This window comes from Sphingobium bisphenolivorans (genome assembly GCF_000412635.1).
Classification (GTDB): Bacteria; Pseudomonadota; Alphaproteobacteria; order Sphingomonadales; family Sphingomonadaceae; genus Sphingobium; species Sphingobium bisphenolivorans.
The window spans coordinates 44,997-66,805 of the sequence record NZ_ASTG01000024.1; the positions used below are offsets into that span (position 1 = coordinate 44,997).

Consider the following 21,809-nt stretch of genomic DNA (forward strand, 5'->3'; position numbering starts at 1 on the left):
CAAAGATATGCGCCGTCGCCATAGTTTTCCAAAGCGACGGCCGAACGATGGATTGGCGCATTTCGTCCCTTCTGTACATTTGTTCATGCGGACATCCCGCTCCTTGGGCGTTGAATCAACCAGAGTTCGACTTGAGGAGAAGAAAGATCATGAACCGCGCCATCATCATCACTCTGGCCGCGCTTGGCCTGGCTCCCGCCGTTCCCGCTGCCGCCCAGCCGCACGGCCAGCCGATCAGCTATGAAGAGCAGCGTGCGGCGCGCGAGGCGGACATGACGCTTCGGGCGCCGATCGCCGGGGTTCAGAACAACGCCTGGTTCAACTATCGCACCGACCTGGCCGAGGCACGCAAGGAGCTGGTCAACGACCTGCGCGGTTCATCGGATGCCGAAGACGAACGCGACGCCTGGGACGAATATCGCACCGAATTGGCCGATGCCCGTCATGATTATGTGAAGGAGATGCGCGAGAAGGGCTATCGGCCCGGTCAGGTGCGTGTTTACGGCTCTGCCCGATAGGCTCAGTCGGCGTCGGGGTTGCGGAAATTGAGCCGCCGCGTGACGGTATAGTCCAGCACCCCGACCAGCAGATAACTCACCCATTGTTTGAACAATGTCAGCAGACCGCGCTGGCGGCGATATCGATCCAGCGTGATCTGCCGGCTGTCCCTGATGCGCCGGTCGATGAAGGCGCGCATCGCGTCGGCAAAGCCAGCGTCCTCGACACGCAGCATGATCTCCAGGTTGAGGAACAGGCTGCGCATGTCGAAATTGGCCGAGCCGATATATACCGCATCGTCGATGACGATCAGCTTCATATGCAGCTTGCAGCTTTGATATTCCCAGATTTCCACGCCACGCTTGAGGAGCGGGCCGTAGAGCAGCCGGGCGGCCGCGACGGTCGCGCCATTATCGGACTTGGAAGGGAGAACGAGGCGGGAGCCCTTTCGCTGAGCCGCCCGTGCGATGCGCTTCAACATGCCCCGGCCGGGCGAGAAATAGGCGGCGACCATGTCGACCCGCCTCGCCTGTTCCAAGTCATGCTTCACCACCTGCGCCCAAGGACTCAGCCGCCGAGTCGGCCCGCCGATCAGCCAGCGCATCGCGCCATTGCCGGGGCAAGGCGGCGCGCGCCAGTGCCGCACCATCCGGCGCAGGGTGCGAAACCGCTGCTTGCGCGTCGATACCCAGCGCCAGAGCTGCCCGAACCAGCTGCTCATCGCCTGCACCTGCGGCCCTTCGATCAGCAGGCCCAGATCGTGCCAGCAATCATCGGGCGGAAGGCCGAAATAGGCGTCCTCGACATTGAAGCCGCCGGTCAGCAGGCGGCGGTCGTCGGCGATCGCCATTTTCTGATGATTGCGAATCAGATAGCGGGTAGAGCGCCGCGCGCCGAACCGGCCGAATTGCGCGCCGGCGTCGATCAAGGGATCGAAGAAGCTGGCGGGCGTGTCCGCAGAGCCGAACGCGTCGATCATCAATGTTACGGCAACCCCGCGGGCCCGCGCCGCGATCAGCCGGTCGAGCACACGCTGGGCGCTCTCGTCATGGGCGAAGATATAATAATAGAGTTTCAAACTCTCATGCGCGCCGTCGATCAGATCGAGCAGCGCTTGGAGAATCGCCGGCCCGGTTTCCAGGAGCCGCAGCCGGTTGCCTTGCAGCGATACGGAAACGCGCTCCTCGTCTCCCGCCTGATCAGCCTGCCGCTTGCTCGCCATAATCAGTTCATGCCTGTCTTTGGCGCGACCCGCCATGACTTTATGGCCTTTTCATTGACTCTGGGCGGCCCAGCTGTTAGGCGCCGGCTTCACGACTTTTCTCTGGTTGATCAGGAGCGCCCGTTTGGCCCGCGTTACCGTCGAAGATTGCGTCGACAAGGTTACCAACCGTTTTGACCTCGTTCTGCTTGCTGCCCAGCGCGCGCGTGAGATTTCGGGTGGTGCCGAACTGACTTTGGATCGTGACCGGGACAAGAATCCGGTCGTTGCGCTGCGTGAGATCGCTGAGGAAACCGTTCTGCCGGTGGACCTGCACGATTCGCTCGTCGCTTCGCTGCAGAAGGTGCAGATCGATGATGACGATACGCCTGACGAGATCGGCTCCATCGCTCAGTCGGCCGAGGCGCTGCGCCTGACCGCTGCTGCCCCGCCCCGTAATCAGAATATCGGCGGCGATTACGACGGCTGAACGGCTTACCAGTTTGGAGAGGGAATGGAGCCCGGCCTGCGCAAGCAGGACCGGGCTCCGATCTTTTCAGGCACCGTCGGGCGAGGCGCGCCATAGGACAGCGCCCCGCCTCCGATAGTCAGCCGGCGAAGTTGCCAGCGTGCGCGAACTCGGAAATATCCCGCCGGCCGCTCGGATGCTCACGCGCCTGCAAGGCTTCGGGCAGAACCGACTTGTCCGCGATCCGGCCGATCGCGACTGCCGCCTCGATGTGGAAGCGCTGTGGCACGGCCAGCTCTTCGCGCGCCTTGTCGAAGTCGACGCCCGTCATGCCATGGCTGTGATAGCCAAGCCGCGTGGCCTGCAGCGCGAGCAGCGCCCAGGCGGCACCCGCGTCGAAGCTATGGCTGCGCAGAGGCTTGGCATCCTCGACGCTTTCGCGCACCATCAGCGTGTCGGACAGGATATAGACGAGCGCCGACGCGTTCTGCACCCAGCTTTGATTGAAGGGCAGCAAAAGCTCCAGGAACCGCCCCCAATCCGCGCCTTCACGGCGGGCATAGAGAAAGCGCCAGGGCTGATAGTTGAAAGCGGACGGCGCCCAGCCAGCGGCTTCGAACATCGTGTCCAGATCCTCTTGAGGGATGGAGGAGCCGTCGAAGGCGCGGGGCGACCACCGCTCCACGAACAGAGGATCGACGTCGCGAGTAACCGCACGGGCGGGTATGTTCATTTGAATCTCCAGCTTGTTGATCTGCTCACAGCGCGTCTACCCACCTGCGCGGCAAAGATGACTCGTGGCGGCGCAGAGACAAGGCCCATTACGCTGACAGCCGTTCCTCGGCCGGCTCAGCGTGCCGACTCTGATCGCCGCCGACAGCCTGATCCGGGACATGGTCCAGCAGCACGCGATGCGGATCGCGGAACAGTTCACGCTTCACAGCGCCGCTCCAACGTTCCAGATGCCGGGCCACCGCCTCATGCCACATGGGATATTCTCCTCGACTCGCACACCAGTTATCTAGCGTGCGAGTAGAGTTAAGTCCGTCAAATTTTGCTGGCGATGCCATTAGAAAAGCTAGTCCGCCGCAAGAGGCGGGAAGCGCATCCCGGGCAGGATCATGGCGTGTGCAGTTCGCTTGATCGCCGCCCGGGATGACAGACGCTGCCGATCAGGAGGAATGACAACGTTGTCCGATCGCTTTAGGCATAGTAATGCGCCGGAGCAAGTGGATTTTCATACTACAGCCGAGCGTTCTTTGGAGGAAGGGGCAAAGCCCCCCTCATGGCGTGGGTAAACGTTGTCTCCGTCTATTTGCCATGGCAAGAGGCCTGATGGCCAGCATTCATGATGTCGCTGCGTTGGCGGGCGTATCGATCAAAACCGTTTCTCGCGTGGTGAATCAGGCGCCCAATGTCAGCGCGGACCTGCGCGACCGGGTGACGGCCGCCATTCGCCAGCTCAACTATCGCCCCAACCAGTCGGCAAGGCGGCTGGCCGGCGGCCGCTCCTTCATGATCGCCTTTCTCTACAACAACCCTGTTCCAAGCTATATCGGCCGCATACAGGAGGGCGCCGCCTATCGCTGCCGGGAGCTTGGCTATCATCTTGTGGTGGAGCCGCTGCCGCTTTCAGGCGAGGAACGATTCGCCATTCTCGACCGTTTGGTCGCGGCGCTACGCCCGGATGGCGTCTTCCTCGTCCCGCCGCTGTCCGACGACACCCGGCTGCTTCAGCGCTTGTCGGAACTAAGATTGCCATGTGCCCGGATCGCCGGGTCGGTGGTGGCGGAAAGCTTCAACATCCCGACGCCCGAACGGTCGACCGGCCGCATGGTCGCTGACCATCTCATCAGCCTCGGCCATGAGCATATCGGCGTCATCACACCGCCCGCCCGGCACAAGGCGGCGCTGCGCCGGGTCGAGGGTTTTCGCGACGGGCTTGCCGCAAGAGGCCTGCCTGGCGATGAGACGCTGTTCGTCGAGGGCGCGTTCGACTTCGCCTCCGGAATCGCCGCCGGCGAGGCTCTGCTTGGCCGGCAGCCCCGCCCCACCGCTATCTTCGCCACCAATGACGACATGGCGCTCGGCGTCCTGACGCTCGCCCATCGCATCGGGCTGCGCGTGCCGGAAGATCTTTCCGTGGTCGGCTTTGACGACACGCCAGCCGGGCTGACTGCCTGGCCGCCGCTCACGACCGTGCGCCAACCCTTGGAGGCCATGGGCGGCGCGGTGATCGACGCCCTTACCGGCAGCGCAACGGAAGCACCAGCGTTCGAATTTCAGCTGGTCCTGCGCAACAGTTCCGGACCGGTCCCGACCTCAGCCCGCAAATAGGTTCGTCGGCAATCCGCGCACGCCGGGAAATAATTCGTAGAAGCCGCCGTCATAGACAGTGTTGGGAAGGCCGATCGCCGCCGAACTGACGAACATTCGGTCGAGTTCCGGTCCGGCGAAGCAGATGTTGGTCACCTGTTTGGCGGGCAGCAGAATCGCACGGTCGAGCTTGCCGTCGGGCGTGAAGCGGCTCACGCGCCCGCCGCCCCAGTGCGCCACCCAGATATGTCCTTCCGCGTCCACGGTCATTCCGTCGGGATAGCCATCCTCCTCCGCAAAGCGGATGAACGGCTCGCGGTCGGAGATGCCGCCATCCGCCGACCGGGCGAAGCGGTACATGACCCGTTTCGCCGTATCGCTGTGATAGAGCCACTGGCCGCAGGGGGAGAAGGCGGGCCCGTTCGGCACGCCATAGGCGCTGTCCATCACCGCCCAGCTTCCGTCGGGATCGAGCCGGTAAAGCGCCCCGACATCCTGCTCTTCCGCCATGTCCATCGTACCGCACCAGATGGCGCCGCTTGCATCCGCCTTGCCATCATTCATGCGGCTGCCGGGCAGATGCGGTTCGGGATCGGACAATGGCACGATGCTCAGCGGGTCGAGCGACATATGCGCGAAACCGCTTTGAAAACCCGCGATGAAGCCGCCGCCCATCCGCTCGGCTAGCCAGCCTAGCGGCTCGGGCATCGGCCAGCGCTGGATCGCGCCGTCATCGAGCGACAGGCGATTGAGCGCTGGTCCCAATATGTCCGTCCAATAAACCGCATTCTCCTGCTGCGACCAGAGCGTCCCCTCGCCCAGCATGTCGCGCTGATCGCGCTCTATCAGCCGCCATTCCACCATCTACCCGCCCTTCAACGCTTGACCGACAGACGATAGATCATCTGGTGGTGATATGGCTTGCCCGGATCGACACGTGCCGACAGGAAGCTCGGCTGGTTCGGCGCATTGGGGAATTTCTGCGGCTCAAGCGCGATGCCGTCGCCCATACGATAGAGGTGGCCGTGCTTCCCGATCAAGGTTCCGTCGAGGAAATTGCCGGCATAGAATTGCACGCCGGGCTCCGTGCTCAGCACTTCAAGCACGCGACCCGACACCGGGTCCTCCAGCCGTGCGGCGAGTTCGGGCGTCTTGGTAGCGCCCTTGTCGAGGGCGAAATTATGGTCATAGCCGCGGCCGAAGACAATCTGCTGGTCGCGCCCCTCGCGAAGGCCATCGGCCACCCGGCGCGGCGCACGGAAATCGAACACCGTTCCTTCGACCGGCTTGAGTTCGCCGGTAGGGATGAGGTTGGCATCGACCGGCGTAAAGGCCTTGGCCGGAATGGTCAGCAGATGGCCCATCGCCCCGTCCTGCGAGCCTTCGCCCGCCAGATTGAAGATGCCATGATTTGTCATGTTGACGATCGTCGGCTTGCTCGTCTTCGCGTCGAAGCTGATGCCCAGATTACCCTGCTCATCCAGCGTATAGGTAACCGTCGCGTCAAGCTGCCCCGGATAGCCGGAGTCGCCGTCCGGGCTGCTGAGCGACAGGACCAGAGAGGCCTTTGGACCGCTTTTCAGCGACACAACTTTCCACACCTGCTTGTCAAAGCCCTTGCCGCCGCCGTGCAGCGTATTCACCTTGTCGTTGAGAGGCAGTTGATAGGTCTTGCCGTCCAGCGCGAACTTGCCGCCCGCGATGCGGTTGGCATAGCGGCCAACGGTCACGCCGAAATAATTGGGGTGATCGACATAACCGGCGAGATCGTCATAGCCGAGCAGCACATCGGCGCTCTTGCCGTCGCGGTCCGGCCCGTAAAGCGACTGAAGGGTCGCGCCATAGGTCAGGATCTTCGCCGAAACACCCTGACCGTTGGAAAGGGTGATGGTTTCCACGGCTGTCCCGTCGGCCAGCTTTCCGGCGGGCGCGCGGCTGGCTTGGGCCGCCTGGAGCGACGTGCCGGTCATGAGGAGAACCGCGCCTGACAACGTTGCCAAAAACTTTCTGTGCATATATCGCCTCTCATCTCAAGCTTCCTCCCGCACGCCATTGACGCGCCGCGTGGCCGGATATACTCCTACAAAATAAGCGGGCGCAACCCTGTTTGGCGGCGCCTGCTCGACTCTTCTGGAGAAGGATGAATGGCAGGACCCGTTTCCTCTACTGCCGCACCGTCGGCGGCCTATAATCCCGGAGCGCGCTACGGCCCTGCCCTTACGCTGCTCGCCAGCCTCTTTTTCATGTGGGGCTTCATCACCGTCATCAACAACACGCTGCTGCCGCACCTGCGCAGCGTGTTCGAACTCAGCTACACCCAGACAACGCTGATCGAGTCGGTCTGGTTCATCGCCTATTTCGTGGCGTCGATTCCGTCGGCCAAGCTGATCGAGCGCGTGGGCTACCAGAAATCGCTGGTGATCGGCCTGCTGATCATGGCGGCGGGCGCTCTGGGCATGATGCTGGCGGCCAGTATCCCCTCCTACGGCGTGACGCTGGGGATGCTGTTCGTGATCGCCAGCGGCATCACCCTGCTTCAGGTCGCGGCCAATCCCTATGTCGCGGTTGTCGGCAAGCCGGAAACGGCCTCTTCGCGCCTCAATCTGGTGCAGGCGATGAATTCGGCCGGCACCATGCTCGCACCGATGTTCGGCGCCTATCTGATCCTTGGGCGGTCCAAGGGCGGCACGGCTCAGGGCGAGATTGTCCTGACGCAAGCGGAGCGACTGGCGGACGCGCAGTCCGTCATCCTGCCCTACGGCCTCGTCGCCGCCGTGCTGGTCGTGCTGGCGATCATCATCGCCCGCTTTCCACTCCCCGACATGGGAAGCTCGACCGCGCGGCTGGCCAAGGAAGAGCGCAAGAAGCACTCGCTCTGGGCGCATCGCAACCTGGTGTTCGGCATCCCCGCCATCTTCATCTATCTGATCGCGGAGATCGGCGTCGCGAACCTGTTCGTGAACTTCGTGAGCCAGCCTGAGATCGCCAACCTCACCCATGAACAGGCGGGCCGCTATTTGAGCTTCCTATGGGGAGGCATGATGGTCGGCCGCTTCGCCGGCTCCGCCATCATGCAGCGCTTCGACGCGGGCAAGGTGCTCGCCGCCTTCTCGATCGGCGCCTTCATCGTCATGATGATTACTGTAATGGCGCATGGCGAGGTTGCCATGTGGTCGCTGATTCTGGTCGGCCTGTTCCACTCGATCATGTTCCCGACCATCTTCACCCTCGGCATCAAGGGGCTTGGCCCGCTCACGGAGGAAGGCTCCGGCCTGCTGATCATGGCGATCGCCGGCGGCGCGCTGGTGGTGGTGCAGGGATGGCTGGCCGATAATTTCGGCCTGCAGAACAGCTTCCTTCTGACCGCGCTGTGTGAACTCTACATCCTGTTCTACGCTTTGTGGGGTTCCCGTCCCACCCATGCGCTGCCCGATCAGCATCTCGGCTGAGCGGCGAATCAGAAACAAGAAAAGGCCGGCGCGGACATAGCGCGCCGGCCCTTTTTCTATTGCGGCGATCCTCAGCGGGTCATTGAACTGGCCGTATCCTCCAGCGCCAGATCGACCAGCGCGCGCATCGCCTCCGCCGCGCCCGCCGCATCACCCGCCGCGATGGCGTCGAACACCCGTACATGGTCGGGAATCGGATTGCGCGGCAGCGCACGGGCACGCTGCTTATATTGTGTCGTCCAGTTGACCGCCGCGCCGATGCTCGCCGTCAGCACCAGCAGCGCGTCGTTGCGCGTGGCGGACAGGATCGCGCTGTGGAAATCCCGGTCGGCAGCGCGCCCGGCTTCCGTAGCCAGCGTGTGCCGCCGCATCGCGGTCAGCGCATCCTTCATGCGCTTGAGATCATTCTTGTCACGCCTTTCAGCCGCCAGACGCGCCGCGGCCGGCTCGACGATAGCGCGCAGTTCGAACAGGTCGCGCACGAACTGCGTGTCCGGTTCTCCGGTGAAGGCCCATGCCAGCACCTCGGGATCGAGCAGGTTCCAGCGGTGACGGGGCAGGACCCGCGTACCTGCCTTGGGCCTGCTTTCCACGAGCCCCTTCGCGGTCAGGACCTGAATAGCTTCCCGATAGGCGCTGCGCGACACTTCCAGTTCCTCGGCGAAAGCGACCTCGCCCGACAGGGTGTCGCCCGGCGCGTATTGGCCGGACAAGATAGCAGTGCCCAGCTTGTGCGCGATCGCGCCGTGCAGGCGTCGACCCGGCCCCCGAGCAGCCCTGGCAAACTGCCCATTTTCAATGTCGGGTCCGCTCTCAAGCGCCGATTGCTTTTCCATTACTCGCCTCCCGTACCGCCCATTTGAGACACAAGACAGGAGAAAATACAATCATTGCCAACATCGCTTCCCTATAATATGTCGGAGTAAATAGAGATTCACGCCGGTTTGCTCCGTCCGGAGCGGAGTGAGGGCGCGCTAGGCGCAAGCGGAGGAGTAGCTTCCATGACATCGCGAACGTTGCAGCACTGCAGGGCGGCCTCCTGACCGATGGACCCGATTCGCATTGCCATCGTCGGCATCGGCAAGATCGCGCGTGACCAGCATGTCCCCGCCATTCGGGGCAATGGCGCTTTCAGCCTTGCCGCGACGGTCAGCCCGCAGGATGCCGGGCTTCCCGGCGTGCCGCACCATGCCAGCCTTGACGCGCTGCTGGCCGAAGGACCGGCGGTCGACGCGGTCGCGCTCTGCACGCCACCGCAAGTCCGGTACGAACTGGCGTCTCAGGCGCTGGCCCGCGGCATCCACCTGTTTCTGGAAAAACCGCCCGGCGCCACCCTGGCCGAAGTCGCCGCGCTCGAGGCGCAGGCGGGCAAGGTCGGTGTCAGCCTCTTCGCCGCCTGGCACTCGCGCTTCGCCGCCGGAGTCGCGCCCGCCCGCGCCTGGCTGGCGGAACGCAAGATCGGTCGGGTTTCGATCATCTGGCGGGAGGATGTCCGCGTCTGGCATCCGGGGCAGGCCTGGATCTGGGAACCCGGCGGCCTTGGCGTGTTCGATCCCGGCATCAATGCGCTCTCGATCGTCACTCATATCCTGCCGCGCCCCTTCTTCCTCAAGGACGCGACGCTGGTGTTGCCGGAAAACCGGGCCGCCCCCATCGCCGCCGACCTCCAGTTCCGCGACACGGCAGCCGCGGCGATCCACATGGACCTCGACTGGCGGCAAACCGGCCCACAAAGCTGGGACATTCTGGTCGAAACCGACGCCGGCACGCTGAAGCTCAGCCAAGGCGGCGCGGTGCTGTCGCTGCCGAGCGGCACCGAGCATGGCGAGGATATCGAATATGCGGGCCTCTACAGCCGCTTTGCGACGCTGATCCGCAGCGGGCGGAGCGATGTGGACACAGCGCCCTTAAGGCTCGTCGCCGACGCTTTCCTGCGAGGTAGGCGCGAAACCACCGACGCCTTTTACGACTGATTTCCAAGGAGAGAGACGAATGATCAAGGCCTTGCGCCGCACGACTGCCGCGCTTCTGCTCTGCGCCACCGCGCTTACCGGTGCGCAGGCGCAGACCGACGGCAAGCCGACGACCGCGACCATCCATGCCGACAAGCCCGGCGCGACCTACGACCGGCGCATCTTCACGCAATTTGCCGAGCATCTGGGCAACGGCATCTATGGCGGCCTGTGGGTAGGCAACGACCGGTCGATCCCGAACACCAACGGCTTCCGCAACGATGTGGTGGCAGCGCTGCGCCACCTGTCCGTGCCCGTCATCCGCTGGCCGGGCGGCTGTTTTGCCGACGAATATCATTGGCGCGAGGGGATCGGCCCCAGGAAGAACCGGCCGGTGAAGGTCAACACCCATTGGGGCGGCGTGACGGAGCCCAATAGCGTTGGCACCCACGAGTTTTTCGAACTACTCCGGCAGGTGGGCGCCGAAGCCTATATAGCGGGCAATGTCGGCAACGGCACGCCGCAGGAGATGGCGGAGTGGGTCGAATATATGACCGCGCCTGCGGGCAGCCTGGCCGATCTGCGCGCGAAGAACGGGCATAAGGAGCCGTGGGCCGTCCCCTATTTCGGGGTCGGGAATGAACTGTGGGGCTGCGGCGGCAATATGCGCCCCGAATTCGCGGCGGACGAGACGCGCCGCTATGCCACCTTCGTCAAGGCTCCGGCCGGCACCAAGATCCTGAAGGTCGCGGCCGGCGCCAATGTCGATGATTATAACTGGACCGAGACGATGATGCGGGTGGCGGGCGACCGGCTCGATGGCCTCTCACTCCATTACTATGTCCACCCCGCCGGGGGCTGGCCGCCGCGCGCGCCCGCGGTCGATTTCGACGAAACCGGCTGGGCCGATGCGCTGGCCGGCGCGCGCAAGATGGACGAGCTGATCACCAAGCACAGCGCGATCATGGACAAATATGATCCGCAAAAGCGCGTCTTCCTGGCGGTGGACGAATGGGGCGCCTGGTATGCGCAGGACCCCGGCACGCATCCCGGCTTCCTCCGCCAGCAGAACACGCTGCGCGACGCGCTGATCGCGTCGATCCATCTCGACATCTTCGCCAAGCATGCCGACCGCGTGCGCATGACCGCCATAGCGCAGATGGTGAATGTGCTGCAGGCGATGATCCTGACCGAAGGCAAGAAGATGGTGCTCACCCCCACCTATCACGTCTTCGAAATGTACAAGCCCTGGCAGGACGCGACGGTGCTGCCGATCGATATTACGACGCCCTGGTATCACAAGGACCAGTTCGCCATGCCGGCGGTCAGCGGCTCGGCGGTGAGGGGCAAGGACAGCAAGGTCCATGTCGGCCTGTCGAACCTGGACCCCAATCAGGCCAACACGGTCACGGTGAAGCTGGACGGCCTCACCGCCGCGACTGTCTCTGGCCGCATCCTGACGGCACCGGCGATCAACGCGCACAACAGCTTCGACGCGCCCGAGGTGGTGAAGCCGGCGGCCTTCAACGGCGCGCAGGTGAACGGCGGCACGCTGACCGTCGCCCTGCCGCCGAAGTCGGTCGTGGTGCTGGAACTGCAATAAAGCGATCGGGAGCGGGCGGGAAACGCCGTCCGCTCCGTCCTATTTTGGCTGCTCCGTGTTCCTGCGCAGGAGCACGCTGCTATCACGGTATGGAGAGTGCCCGCATGGCGCGGCAGATCATCACCCATTTCACGAGCATTGCCCTTCTCGCGGTGGCGGGGACCGCCTGCGCACAGCAAGCGCCGCCTCCGGACGCTACTCTCAACAGCCGTCTCACCGGCGATCTCACCCCCACGCACGATCCTGTAATCATCCGCGAAGGCGACAGCTATCATGTCTTCAGCACCGGCCACGGCAAGCGGCTGATCGAGACGCGCAGCTCGAAGGACCTGATCCACTGGACCGCCGGCGATCCCGTCTTCACGGCGCTCCCCGCCTGGGCCACCAATGCGATCCCCGGCGGCGAGGGCATGTGGGCGCCCGACATCAGCTATGTGGATGGCCGCCACCGCCTCTATTATTCCGTTTCGACCTTCGGCTCCAACCGCTCCGCGATCGGCCTCGCCACCAGCGCGACGCTCGACCCCAAGGCACCGGGCTATGGCTGGCGCGACGAAGGGCTGGTGGTAATGTCGACCCGGACCAGCGACTATAACGCTATCGATCCCAACTTCGTCATCGATCGCGAGGGCCGCCACTGGCTGACGCTCGGCAGCTTCTGGACCGGCATCAAGCTGTTCGAGCTGGACAGGAAGACAGGCAAGCCGCTCCATCCCGACAAGCCCTATTCGATCGCCCGCCGCCCCGCGCCCGTTGGCGGGCCTGCTCCAATCGAGGCGCCCTTCATCATCGACCATGGCGGCTATTATTGGCTGATGGCGTCCTATGATTATTGCTGCAAGGGCGTGAACAGCACTTACTATACCGTCATTGGCCGCTCGAAGGCGATCACCGGCCCCTATCTTGGCAAGGATGGGAGCTCGATGATGAACGGCGGCGGCACCATCTTCCTGCGCGCCGACCTTCAGGAGCAGCAGCGCTGGCGTGGCCCGGGACATGCGGGCTGGCTGCACGACCGGGACGGCAAGGATTATGTCGTCTACCACGCTTATGACAAGCAGCAGAACGGCGCCCCGACCCTGCGGATCGCGCCTGTGCGTTGGGGCGCCGATGGCTGGCCCGTCGCAGAATATTGATGAACGCACCGGAGTAGAAAATATGACCCTCCCCCTGTCCCGCCGCGCCTTCATCGCCAGCACGGCCGCCCTGTCCGCCACGCCGATGCTGGCCCGCGCAGCCGCCCCCGCGCAGCCCGCCCCAACCCCGATCAACCCGCTCGTCCGCCAGCGGGCCGACGCGCAAGTCTTCCGCCATGAGGATGGTTATTATTACCTCACTGGCTCGGTGCCCGAATATGACCGGCTGGTCCTGCGCCGTTCTAAGACCCTCGCCGGATTGGCGACGGCGGAAGAGGCGGTCCTTTGGCGCCATGAAAAGAGCGGTCCCATGTCGGGCTTCATCTGGGCGCCCGAGCTCCACCAGATCGAGGGCCGCTGGATCATGTATTTCGCCGCTGGCCCCAGCGGCGGCGGAGAGGATGTGTTCCGCATCCGCACCTATGCGATCGTCTGCGACGGTCCCGATCCGATGACCGGCAAATGGAAGGTGCTGGGCCAGTTCCAGGCTCCCTGGGACAGCTTCAACCTCGATTCCACCAGCTTCGTCCACCGCGGCCAGCGCTATTTCGCCTGGGCGCAGCGGGAGCCGGGAATCGATACGAACTCCAACCTCTACATTGCGCCCATGGCGTCGCCGCTAACCCTCGCCGCCAAGGCCACCCGCCTCACCATTCCCACACTCGACTGGGAAGTGCGCGGCTATAAGGTGGCCGAAGCGCCGGCCGTGCTTCACCGCAATGGGCGCCTGTTCATGACCTATTCGGCCAGCGCCACTGATGCGCGCTACTGCCTGGGCCTGATGACTGCGGATGAAAATGCGGACATCATGGACGCGAACGCCTGGACCAAGTCGCAGCAGCCGGTCTTCACGACCTGCCGGGAAACCAGCGTCTATGGCCCCGGCCACAACAGCTTCACCATGGACGAACAGGGCCGCGACATTCTGGTCTATCACGGGCGCGATTATGAGGCGATCAAGGGTGACCCGCTGTTCAACCCCGACCGTCACACCCGCGTCCAGCGGCTCTATTACAAGGCCGACGGCACGCCCGACTTTGGCGTTCCCGTCGGCAATGGCGCCATGCCGGAACGCTTCGCCTCCGCCGCCAATCCCAAGCTGCTGCTCGCGCATGAGGGCACCCGCCTCGTGGCTGGGAACCCATCCCTCGCAGCGACCCAATTCCGTCAGTCCTCCGGGCGTGCCGGATCACGCAGCGTCATGCTTTCCCCCATTCTGCTGCCGGACCATTATCTGGTCGCCGCGAAGGACGGGACGGTAACGCTGGCAAAGGACGATCACAGCGGCGACTTCGCAATGCGCAGCCAGTTTGTGCGCTTCACCGATTCGGGTTCCCGCCATGTCCGCTTCGCGCCCATCGGCGTGCGCGGCAAGGCACTGGCGGCTGTGGATGGACGGATTGGCCTTGCAAATAGCCGCAGTGCTGCGGCGCGCTGGCTAGCCGATTGATCGGCAACGCAAACTCAGACAATTCATCGCATGAAAGAGCCGGCGCATTCGCGACCGGCTCTTTTTCATTGAAGGAGAAATCATGTGCAAAATGGGCAGAAAAGTGCGGCCGTTGGGAAATGAGACATATTTGCAACGGCGCGAAATTTTTTATCGGACAGCCATATAGAATCCCCCTTGCGCGGAATTACTCAGAGAAATAATTAGTCAGAGTATTTCCAGTGCTCACGACACGTTTCCAGGAGAGGGTTTATCCATGGCTGCCAAGCCTCTCGTTCTCACGTCCGCGTCCCTGCTCGCCCTCATCACCGCGAGCGCCCACGCCCAGACCGCAACAATGCCCGCCGCGCAGGCCAGCGCGCCTGCTGAAGGCGAGGAGATCGTCGTCACCGGTGTGCGCGCCTCCATCGTCGGCGCGCTGAACGTCCGCAAGGAATCGACCCAGATCGTGGACTCGATCGTGGCGGAAGATGTCGGCAAATTGCCCGACAACAACGTCATCGAAGCCTTGCAGCGCATCACCGGCGTTCAGGTCAGCGACCGCGCAGGCGGTGAAGCCGGGGCGATCTATATACGCGGCCTGCCGGACGCGCTGACCACGCTCAATGGCCGGAACATCTTCACCGCCGATGACCAGGCCTTCGCGCTTCAGGACATTTCCGCCAACCTCGTGAAGCAGGTCGACGTCTACAAGACCCGCTCGGCGGACCAGATCGAAACCGGTCTTGCCGGCCAGATCAACGTCAACACGCGGCGTCCGTTCGACTTTGACGGCTTTGCCGTGTCCGGGCTCGTCCGTGGCATCTACAATGAACAGGCGGAAAGCTACAACCCCAACGTCGCGCTGCTCGTTAGCGACCGCTGGGAAACCGGGATCGGCGACATCGGCATCCTGGTGAACGGCAGCTACACGCGCACCAAGTACCGGGACCAGACTGTGACGGCCGGCGCGCTCGTTCCCTTCGCTACAGAAAATCCACCGGCAGGATCGGGCTTCGCTCCACTTGAGCGCATCTTTCCTGGTGCGGGCAATGTGAATTGGCAGCCGGGCCTTGACCGCGGCCTTCCTACCGCTGCCGGATCGACGCTCGCCATCAATGGCATCAACGTTCCTTATTATCTGTCGCGCGACGCCGTGTTCAGCTCGGACCTCTACGGCAAGCGGGAGCGCCCCTCCTTCAACGTCGCGCTGCAGTGGGCGCCCAACAGCAGTTCGGTCTATACCGCCGAAGTCTTCTATGCCGGGTTCCGGGGCCAGACCTTCAACAGCCTGCAGTTCAGCTTCGTCGATTGGTGGGGCAACCCGGGGCCAGTCACTCTCTATGACGGCACCAACATCGTCAGAACCCGCAGCGATGTGGCCGATGTCTATGGCTTCAACAGCGGCGATTTCGGCACGACCAAGACTGACAGCTTCGTCTATGCGCTGAACGGCAAGTGGGATTTGGGCGATCGCGGCAAGATCGTCGGTGACATCGCCTATCAGACCAGCAAAGTGAAAACGTCCTTCATCGCCATGCGCACGGATCGGGTGGCGGGCGCGATCAGCACCGACTTCAACGCCGGCGGTGGCATCCCCTCCTATCATTTCGACGATGATTCGCTGCTGACCGACCCCAGCGTCTGGAACGTGGCGCAGTTGTACGACAACGCCAACGAAGACAAGGGCAGCGCCATCACGGGCACGCTTGACGGCTACTACACATGGGACGACGGCTTCCTGCGCCAGATCAAGGCCGGCATCCGCATCGACCAGCGCAAGGCCTCAAGCTCCCTGCGGACGCAGGATGCCGGTGCGCCGCTGGTCAGCACGACGCTCGCCGGCCTGGGCCAGGATGCTGCCTTCACCAACTCGGACTTTTATCAAGGCCGCGCCGATGTACCCGATAGCTGGACGCTCGCCAGCGGCTATTGGCTGCACGACAATGCCGACATGGTGCGTGGCCTCTACGGGCTGAGGACGTCCGACCAGCTGTCGCTGCAAAAGGTGTTCGACATCGATGAAAACACCATCGCCGCTTATGTTCAGGCTGATGGCGAGCTGTCCATCTTCGGCCGGCCGCTGAAATTGCAGGCGGGGGTGCGCTACGTCACGGTCGATACGGACTATAATTTCTTCGACCGACTGAATGGCGGCGCGCGGACCAGTGTATCATCTGGGTCGAGCCGCTGGCTGCCCAGCTTCACGGCACGCTATGAGATTTTCGACAATCTGCGCCTGCGCTTCAATTATGGCGAGACGCTGCGTCGGCCGAACTTCACCGACATCAACCCCAACTACAACCTGACCGGCGATCTCACCAATGTGGGCTATGGCAGCGGCACAGCCGGCACCGCGTCGCTGAAGCCGACCCATTCGAAGAATTTCGACGTTGCCCTCGAATGGTATTTCGACCGTGAAAGCGCGATCACCCTTACCGGTTTCCGCCGCGAGATCGACGGATTGGTCGTGCCGCTCACTGTCATGGAGACCATCCCGAACAACGGCATCGTTGCGGGTGCGACGAACAACTTCGCGATCACCCGCCCGGTCAATGCTTCCAATGGCGTGCTCAAGGGACTGGAACTGGGTCTGACCTACTTCCCACGCTATCTGCCCGGTCCGCTCAAGGGTCTGGGTTTCGTGGGCAGCGTGACGGTGCTGGATTCGAAGCAGAATATCCCGCTCTCGGATTCGGCCGGAAACATCGTCGGCCAGGCAAGCTCTTCCTTCTTCGGGGTGTCGGATCTCAGCTACAATGCGACGCTCGCCTATGACAACGGCCCGATCGGCGCGCGTCTGTCCTATATCTGGCGCAAGGAGTTTCTTCGCCAGAACGAAGCCCGCCTGTTCGCCAACCCGATCGGCATCTGGCGCAGCCCGGAAAAGAGCCTGGACTTCCAGCTCACCTGGAACGTCAACGACAAGATCGGTGTGACCTTCGACGCGGTGAACCTCACCAAGGCGAAGCAGCAGACCTACTATAAATTCGAGGATGTCGGCGGTCCCGAGCAGTTCAACTTAGGCACCACATTGCTCGCCCGCACCTTTGCCCTGGGTGTCCGCTTCAAGTTCGACTGAGTGCCCGATGGGCGCGGTGCCTCCCCGCCGCGTCCAAATCCCGCGGCGGTCGTTTCGGGACGTTTCTCCGGTCCCGGGACGACCGCCGTCCCTTTTAGAGGCTCTGTCATCAGGCCGATGACGCGGAGACGAGCCGCTCCGCACAGCCGGTCGGGCGCCGCTTTGCAGCTTGCCTGCTTCCTAGATAACGACGTCAAACGCACCCGCGCCGGACGCGCATCGTTCCTGCCTGATCTGTTAAAGCCGCTGGCGTATATGCCGGCGATGATGGAACGCGCCCAATGCCCGCTTGACCAACTGACCCAGACCCCTCTCCTTCCATTTTGCGGAAGAGCTTAGCGGCAGCATGCGCGGCCACATTATGTCGTTCGGTATCCGTAACAAGTAACGCCGTAAAATGGGCGCTAGCGGCGTAGCCAAGTGTTGGCGCAGGCCTGCAACTCCAACCCGTTCCATCACGCCTGGGCGAGGCGATAACCAATTCCCGGCTCGTTCCGGATCAGAACGGGCTGCGACGGATCAGCCTCGATCTTCAGACGCAGCGCGCGCACGGCGACGCGAAGATATTCGACGTCGTCACGGTGCGCCTTGCCCCAGACGCGCTCAAGCAAGGAAGCATGAGTAAGCACCCGCCCACCTGCCTCGACCAATGCTTGCAGCAACGCATACTCCTTGGGCGTCAAGGAAACCGGGCTGTCGCGTACTTCGACTTCGTGGCGCTCCGGAACCATCCGGATCGGGCCATGGCACAACTCTGGCCCAGTTGCCGTTCCCTTCCCGAGCCGCAGCGCCACGCGCAGCCGAGCGCGCAACTCGTCCCCATCAAAAGGCTTGGTGACATAGTCGATCGCGCCAAGATCCAGGGCGGCTACTTTTTCGGCCACGTCGTCACGCGCGGAGACGACGATGATCGGAACGGACGACACGGTCCGAATGGCGGTAATCAGTTCCAGCCCATCTCGATCGGGCAGGCCAAGATCAAGCAGAACCGCATCGATCCCGCCTTGGGTAATTGCGGCCATGGCAGCACGGCCATTTGCGCCACAGACGGCCTCATGTCCATCGTGCGCGAGCACCACGCCAAGCAGGCGCAGAATTGCTGGTTCATCATCGATGCAAAGGATGCGGCTCACATCGCCTCCCTGCCGGCTAGTGGCATGGTCACGGCAAGAGAGGTTCCGCCATCGAGCGTGGAATTGACGGACACCGTCATCCCCATTGCATCGGTAAATCCCTTGACTATGGCAAGGCCCAGCCCGCTGCCGTCCTCCCGGTCGCCGCCCTCAAGCCGGATGAAGCGTTCAAAGACGCGTGTTCGGTCGTCAAAGGGAATGCCCGGCCCATCATCAACGACACTGAACAGCACGACATCTTCCGTAGCGCGCGCCAAGAGCGTCACGCAACTGCGCGCGTGTTTGAGCGCATTGTCCAGCAGGTTGGTGATCACGTGATGCAGCAATAGCGGGTCTCCTGTCACGAAAGGCAGATCAGCCGGAATGTCTCGTTCGACAGCAATCCATTGCGGAACCATTAGTGCGTTCACAGCAGAACTGACGGCGTCGACCAGGTCCACACTTTCCATTGCGGGAGCGAGCGAACCAGCCTCGATCCGCGCGGCTCCGATAAGATCGGTCATCATCCTGTCAAGGCGCTGCGCGGCACCTAGCGCGTCACGCGCGTCGGGATGGTTCTGCGCCAGTATGGCAAGGCGTCCAGTAATAACGGTAAGGGGCGTTCGGAAGTCGTGTGCCAGCGAGGCGAGGAACGCGCGGCGCAGTCGATCCGCCTCTTCAAGCCGTTCACGCTCCCGTCGTTCGGTTTCCAGTGCATGGCGATCGCCACTCTGGCCCAGCAGGATGCACAGCTGTCGAAGATGTTCGATCTCCGCCTGTTCTCGCAGCCTGCCATCGAATGGTCGCGCGATCGCAGCCACATGACCCTCCTTCGGGTTTTTCGGAGCGAGGGGCATGAAGGTCCAGTCGGCAGCCGGCATCACGGCTGTTCCATGCCCGGTTGCGTCGCCGTTATGGAATGCCCATGCCAAGGCGGAAAGGTCGAGCGGCGAAAAGGCCGCATCGCGTTCAGGCAAGGCTCCCTCGGCCAAAAGGCGGAGATCGCCATGTCGCGCGGCCACCCAATCAATGCCCGCCTGAAGCGGGGCCGCGGATGGATGGCTGGCGAGAATAGCGGAAAGTTCGGCAAGCTCTCCACTGCACCGCGCCCGTTCCAGCGCTTCCGCTTCGCGCGCCATCAGGCGCGTGGCGAGGCGGCTAGTCACCAGCGCGACCGCGACCAGCACGAACACGCTAACCAGATTGTCGATGCCGTGGATGCGAAAGGTATAGCGCGGCGGCAGCAGGAAGAAATTATAGGAGCCCGCCCCCACCAGCGCGACGATCAGCCCCGGTCCCACCCCTCCCCTTGTGGCGGCGTACAGCACCGGCAGCAGATACAGCAGCGCGGCGGATGCAAAGCCCAGCACTGGCAGATAGGCGGATGTAAGCCAGGCGATGCCTGAAACGGCCAGCAGGCCGATGACACAAGTGGTGGCAAAGCGTTGCACGAAGCGCCTTATAGCTCGATCTGGCTGCCCAATTCGACCACGCGATTGGGCGGGATGGAGAAATAGGCGGTCGGGTCGGCGGCGTTACGGTGCAGGAACATGTAGAGCATCGTCATCCAGCGTGGCAGCGCCGGCTTGCTGGCAAGACGGATGGCGCTGCGCCCCATGAAGAAGGACGTGCCGCCCCGTCCCGCCAGCACGCCTCCGCGCCGGCCAAGGTCGCTCGGCACATCAATGCTGTCCATATAACCATAGCGCAGGCAGGCCTTCAGGAAATGATCGTCCATCCGCTCCAGCACCAGCCGGTCATCGGGATCGACGTAAGGGGTGGGCTGGCTTTCGACCTTCAGCATGATATTGTTCTGATGCAGCGCCTTGTTGTGTTTCAGGTTGTGCAGCAGGGCTGAAGGGGCGACGTTAAGGTCCTGCGTCAGGAATACGGCGGTGCCCGCTACGACCGTCGGCGGACGCGCGGCAAGCACCCGGACCATCTCGTCCAGGGCCGCGCCCTGTTCGCTGGTGCGCGCTATCGCCGCCCTGCGCCCTTTCAGCCATGTGGCGATGACCAGCCCCACAATGCTTGCCACCAGCAGCGGCACCCAGCCTCCTTCGGTGACACGCAGGATGTTCGCGCCGAAGAAGAACAGGTCCAGCGCCAGGAACGGTGCAACCAACAGGCCCGACCATAGTGGCTCCCACTTCCACAAGCGCCAGGCGATGATGAAGGCAAGGCAGGTGGTCACCACCATCGTTCCCGTGACCGCGATGCCATAGGCCGCCGCCATGGCGGAACTCGAGCGGAAGGCGAACACCAACACCAGCACGCCCCCCAACAACAGCCAGTTGACGCCGGGCATATAAATCTGCCCCTTCTGGTGCGCCGACGTCTGGTGGATAGTCAGGCGCGGCAGCAGACCGAGCGCAATCGCCTGATGCGACAGCGAATAGGCGCCCGTGATCACCGCCTGGCTGGCAATGATCGTGGCGAGCGTCGCCAGCACCACCAGCGGCGCGCGCAATGCGTCTGGAGCCATGATGAAGAACCAGTCGGCATTCACGAGCGGCTGGCCCGAAGCCTGTGCCACCGCCAGCGCCTTCAGCGCGAGCGCCCCCTGCCCGAGATAGTTCAGCGTCAGCGCGGGCCAGACGAAGGCTAACCACCCCAGCTGGATCGGCTTGCGCCCGAAATGGCCCATGTCGGCGATCAGCGCCTCCGCCCCGGTCACGGTCAGGAATACTGCGCCCAGCACGAACAATCCGGTCAGGCCATGCGAGGTCAGGAATTCAACAGCATTGAGCGGATTGAACGCGACGAGAATTTCGGGCGCGTCAGCGATATGCCAGAGGCCAAGTCCGGCAAGCGCTACAAACCATATAGAGCAGACCGGGCCAAATAGGACCGCCACGCTGGCCGTGCCGCGCGCCTGTATGGCAAAGAGGCCTGCGAGAATGCCGACAGTCACCCCCAGGATGGCATGTTCCGTCATGCCTTCAAGGCCGGGGATGGTCTTCAGCCCTTCTACAGCAGACAACACCGACAGGGCTGGCGTAATGATGGCGTCGCCATAGAACATGGCCGCCCCCACCGCTCCAAGGAGCAGCACGATCAGCCAGCGCCCCCTTGTCGCCCGGTGAGCCAACGCCATGAGCGACAGAACCCCGCCTTCGCCATTATTGTCCATCAGGGTGAGGAAAAAAACGTATTTAAGAGTAACGACGATGATCAGTGCCCATAGCGCCAGTGAAAGCACGCCAACAATATCGCCGCGCGTGATCCCGCTATGCGCCGCCTGAGCCAACGCTTCGCGAAAAGCATAGAGGGGGCTGGTGCCGATATCACCGTAGACCACGCCGATCGCGCCAAGCGTCAGGGCAGCCAATGAGTTACGTGTTGAATGAGAGGTTTCCTGCACCGAGCAAGCTTCCTGATTGAAAGCCAACAAGTGGAGGGCAAGTGCGTTAAGCCTCCATATGAATGAAGCGGCCCGCGCATAAAATTCGCGTAATTGTGGCTGAAGGTGCGATGCTGTAACGCCACCCGCGCAAGCGATCACAACACATGTCGCAAAAAATCGGCGGGAGTGACCAAGCTCCGCCAAAATCATTTAGAT

Annotated in this window: 18 protein-coding genes; 9 read left to right on the forward strand and 9 right to left on the reverse strand. The window is 63.0% G+C overall.

Translation table 11 applies throughout. The features are described from left to right. The first annotated feature begins 149 nt into the window (after positions 1-149). Complete coding sequence (locus tag L858_RS0115935; RefSeq protein ID WP_022684146.1) at positions 150-518, forward strand: hypothetical protein; 369 nt, start codon at positions 150-152, stop codon at positions 516-518. A gap of 2 nt (positions 519-520) precedes the next feature. On the opposite strand, the gene L858_RS0115940 is transcribed toward L858_RS0115935, so the two are convergent. Beyond that, positions 521-1,756 carry a phospholipase D-like domain-containing protein gene (locus L858_RS0115940; RefSeq protein WP_022684147.1) on the reverse strand — a complete coding sequence of 412 codons (1,236 nt, stop codon included), beginning with the start codon at positions 1,754-1,756 and terminating at the stop codon, positions 521-523. Between the two features lie 88 nt (positions 1,757-1,844). On the opposite strand from L858_RS0115940, the gene rpoZ reads away from it, so the two are divergent. Next, positions 1,845-2,189 carry a DNA-directed RNA polymerase subunit omega gene (rpoZ, locus tag L858_RS0115945; RefSeq protein WP_007688625.1) on the forward strand — a complete coding sequence of 115 codons (345 nt, stop codon included), beginning with the start codon at positions 1,845-1,847 and terminating at the stop codon, positions 2,187-2,189. Positions 2,190-2,307: 118 nt separating this feature from the next. Here the strand turns inward: rpoZ and L858_RS0115950 are convergent, their stop codons facing one another. Both L858_RS0115950 and L858_RS22050 read right to left on the reverse strand, forming a co-directional pair. Beyond that, a complete protein-coding gene (locus L858_RS0115950) occupies positions 2,308-2,901 on the reverse strand; it encodes a nitroreductase family protein (RefSeq protein ID WP_022684148.1) in 594 nt (197 codons plus the stop codon). Between the two features lie 88 nt (positions 2,902-2,989). Then, positions 2,990-3,157: a hypothetical protein gene (locus tag L858_RS22050; RefSeq protein WP_022684149.1), complete on the reverse strand. Its 168-nt coding sequence runs from the start codon at positions 3,155-3,157 to the stop codon at positions 2,990-2,992. A 346-nt stretch (positions 3,158-3,503) separates the two neighbouring features. On the opposite strand from L858_RS22050, the gene L858_RS0115960 reads away from it, so the two are divergent. Continuing rightward, the gene (locus L858_RS0115960; RefSeq protein WP_022684150.1) at positions 3,504-4,505 is read left to right on the forward strand and encodes a LacI family DNA-binding transcriptional regulator; all 1,002 of its coding nucleotides are present in this window, start codon (positions 3,504-3,506) and stop codon (positions 4,503-4,505) included. On the opposite strand, the gene L858_RS0115965 is transcribed toward L858_RS0115960, so the two are convergent. Then, complete coding sequence (locus tag L858_RS0115965) at positions 4,491-5,348, reverse strand: SMP-30/gluconolactonase/LRE family protein (protein WP_022684151.1); 858 nt, start codon at positions 5,346-5,348, stop codon at positions 4,491-4,493. The genes L858_RS0115960 and L858_RS0115965 overlap by 15 nt on opposite strands. 11 nt (positions 5,349-5,359) lie before the next feature. Then, on the reverse strand, positions 5,360-6,499 hold the full coding sequence (locus L858_RS0115970; RefSeq protein ID WP_022684152.1) for an aldose epimerase family protein: 1,140 nt from the start codon (positions 6,497-6,499) through the stop codon (positions 5,360-5,362). A gap of 129 nt (positions 6,500-6,628) precedes the next feature. Between L858_RS0115970 and L858_RS0115975 the strand changes: the two genes are divergently transcribed. Continuing rightward, complete coding sequence (locus L858_RS0115975; protein WP_022684153.1) at positions 6,629-7,933, forward strand: sugar MFS transporter; 1,305 nt, start codon at positions 6,629-6,631, stop codon at positions 7,931-7,933. Between the two features lie 71 nt (positions 7,934-8,004). Here L858_RS0115975 and L858_RS0115980 read toward each other — a convergent pair whose 3' ends face one another. Beyond that, positions 8,005-8,769 (reverse strand): FadR/GntR family transcriptional regulator, encoded by a 765-nt coding sequence (locus tag L858_RS0115980; protein ID WP_022684154.1) that lies wholly within the window; start codon positions 8,767-8,769, stop codon positions 8,005-8,007. Between the two features lie 210 nt (positions 8,770-8,979). Here L858_RS0115980 and L858_RS0115985 point away from each other — a divergent pair, with 210 nt between their 5' ends. The 5 genes from L858_RS0115985 to L858_RS0116005 all read left to right on the forward strand — a co-directional run bounded on the left by L858_RS0115985 (position 8,980) and on the right by L858_RS0116005 (position 17,135). After that, entirely contained in the window at positions 8,980-9,906 is a 927-nt protein-coding gene (locus L858_RS0115985; protein WP_022684155.1) for a Gfo/Idh/MocA family protein, read from the forward strand. Between the two features lie 19 nt (positions 9,907-9,925). Further along, positions 9,926-11,488, forward strand: a complete 1,563-nt coding sequence (locus L858_RS0115990; RefSeq protein ID WP_022684156.1) for an alpha-N-arabinofuranosidase — start codon at positions 9,926-9,928, stop codon at positions 11,486-11,488. 104 nt (positions 11,489-11,592) lie between these two features. After that, positions 11,593-12,624, forward strand: a complete 1,032-nt coding sequence (locus L858_RS0115995; RefSeq protein WP_022684157.1) for an arabinan endo-1,5-alpha-L-arabinosidase — start codon at positions 11,593-11,595, stop codon at positions 12,622-12,624. Between the two features lie 22 nt (positions 12,625-12,646). Then, the gene (locus L858_RS0116000; protein WP_022684158.1) at positions 12,647-14,074 is read left to right on the forward strand and encodes a glycoside hydrolase family 43 protein; all 1,428 of its coding nucleotides are present in this window, start codon (positions 12,647-12,649) and stop codon (positions 14,072-14,074) included. A gap of 256 nt (positions 14,075-14,330) precedes the next feature. Then, a complete protein-coding gene (locus L858_RS0116005; protein ID WP_022684159.1) occupies positions 14,331-17,135 on the forward strand; it encodes a TonB-dependent receptor in 2,805 nt (934 codons plus the stop codon). A gap of 455 nt (positions 17,136-17,590) precedes the next feature. Here L858_RS0116005 and L858_RS0116010 read toward each other — a convergent pair whose 3' ends face one another. The 3 genes from L858_RS0116010 to L858_RS0116020 are packed head-to-tail and all read right to left on the reverse strand — an operon-like array spanning position 17,591 to position 21,611. Next, entirely contained in the window at positions 17,591-18,268 is a 678-nt protein-coding gene (locus L858_RS0116010) for a response regulator transcription factor (protein ID WP_022684160.1), read from the reverse strand. Next, a complete protein-coding gene (locus tag L858_RS0116015) occupies positions 18,265-19,698 on the reverse strand; it encodes a DUF4118 domain-containing protein (protein ID WP_022684161.1) in 1,434 nt (477 codons plus the stop codon). Before L858_RS0116015 ends, L858_RS0116010 begins: the two co-directional genes overlap by 4 nt. A gap of 8 nt (positions 19,699-19,706) precedes the next feature. Continuing rightward, positions 19,707-21,611 carry a potassium transporter Kup gene (locus L858_RS0116020; protein ID WP_028056216.1) on the reverse strand — a complete coding sequence of 635 codons (1,905 nt, stop codon included), beginning with the start codon at positions 21,609-21,611 and terminating at the stop codon, positions 19,707-19,709. Between the last annotated feature and the right edge of the window lie 198 nt (positions 21,612-21,809).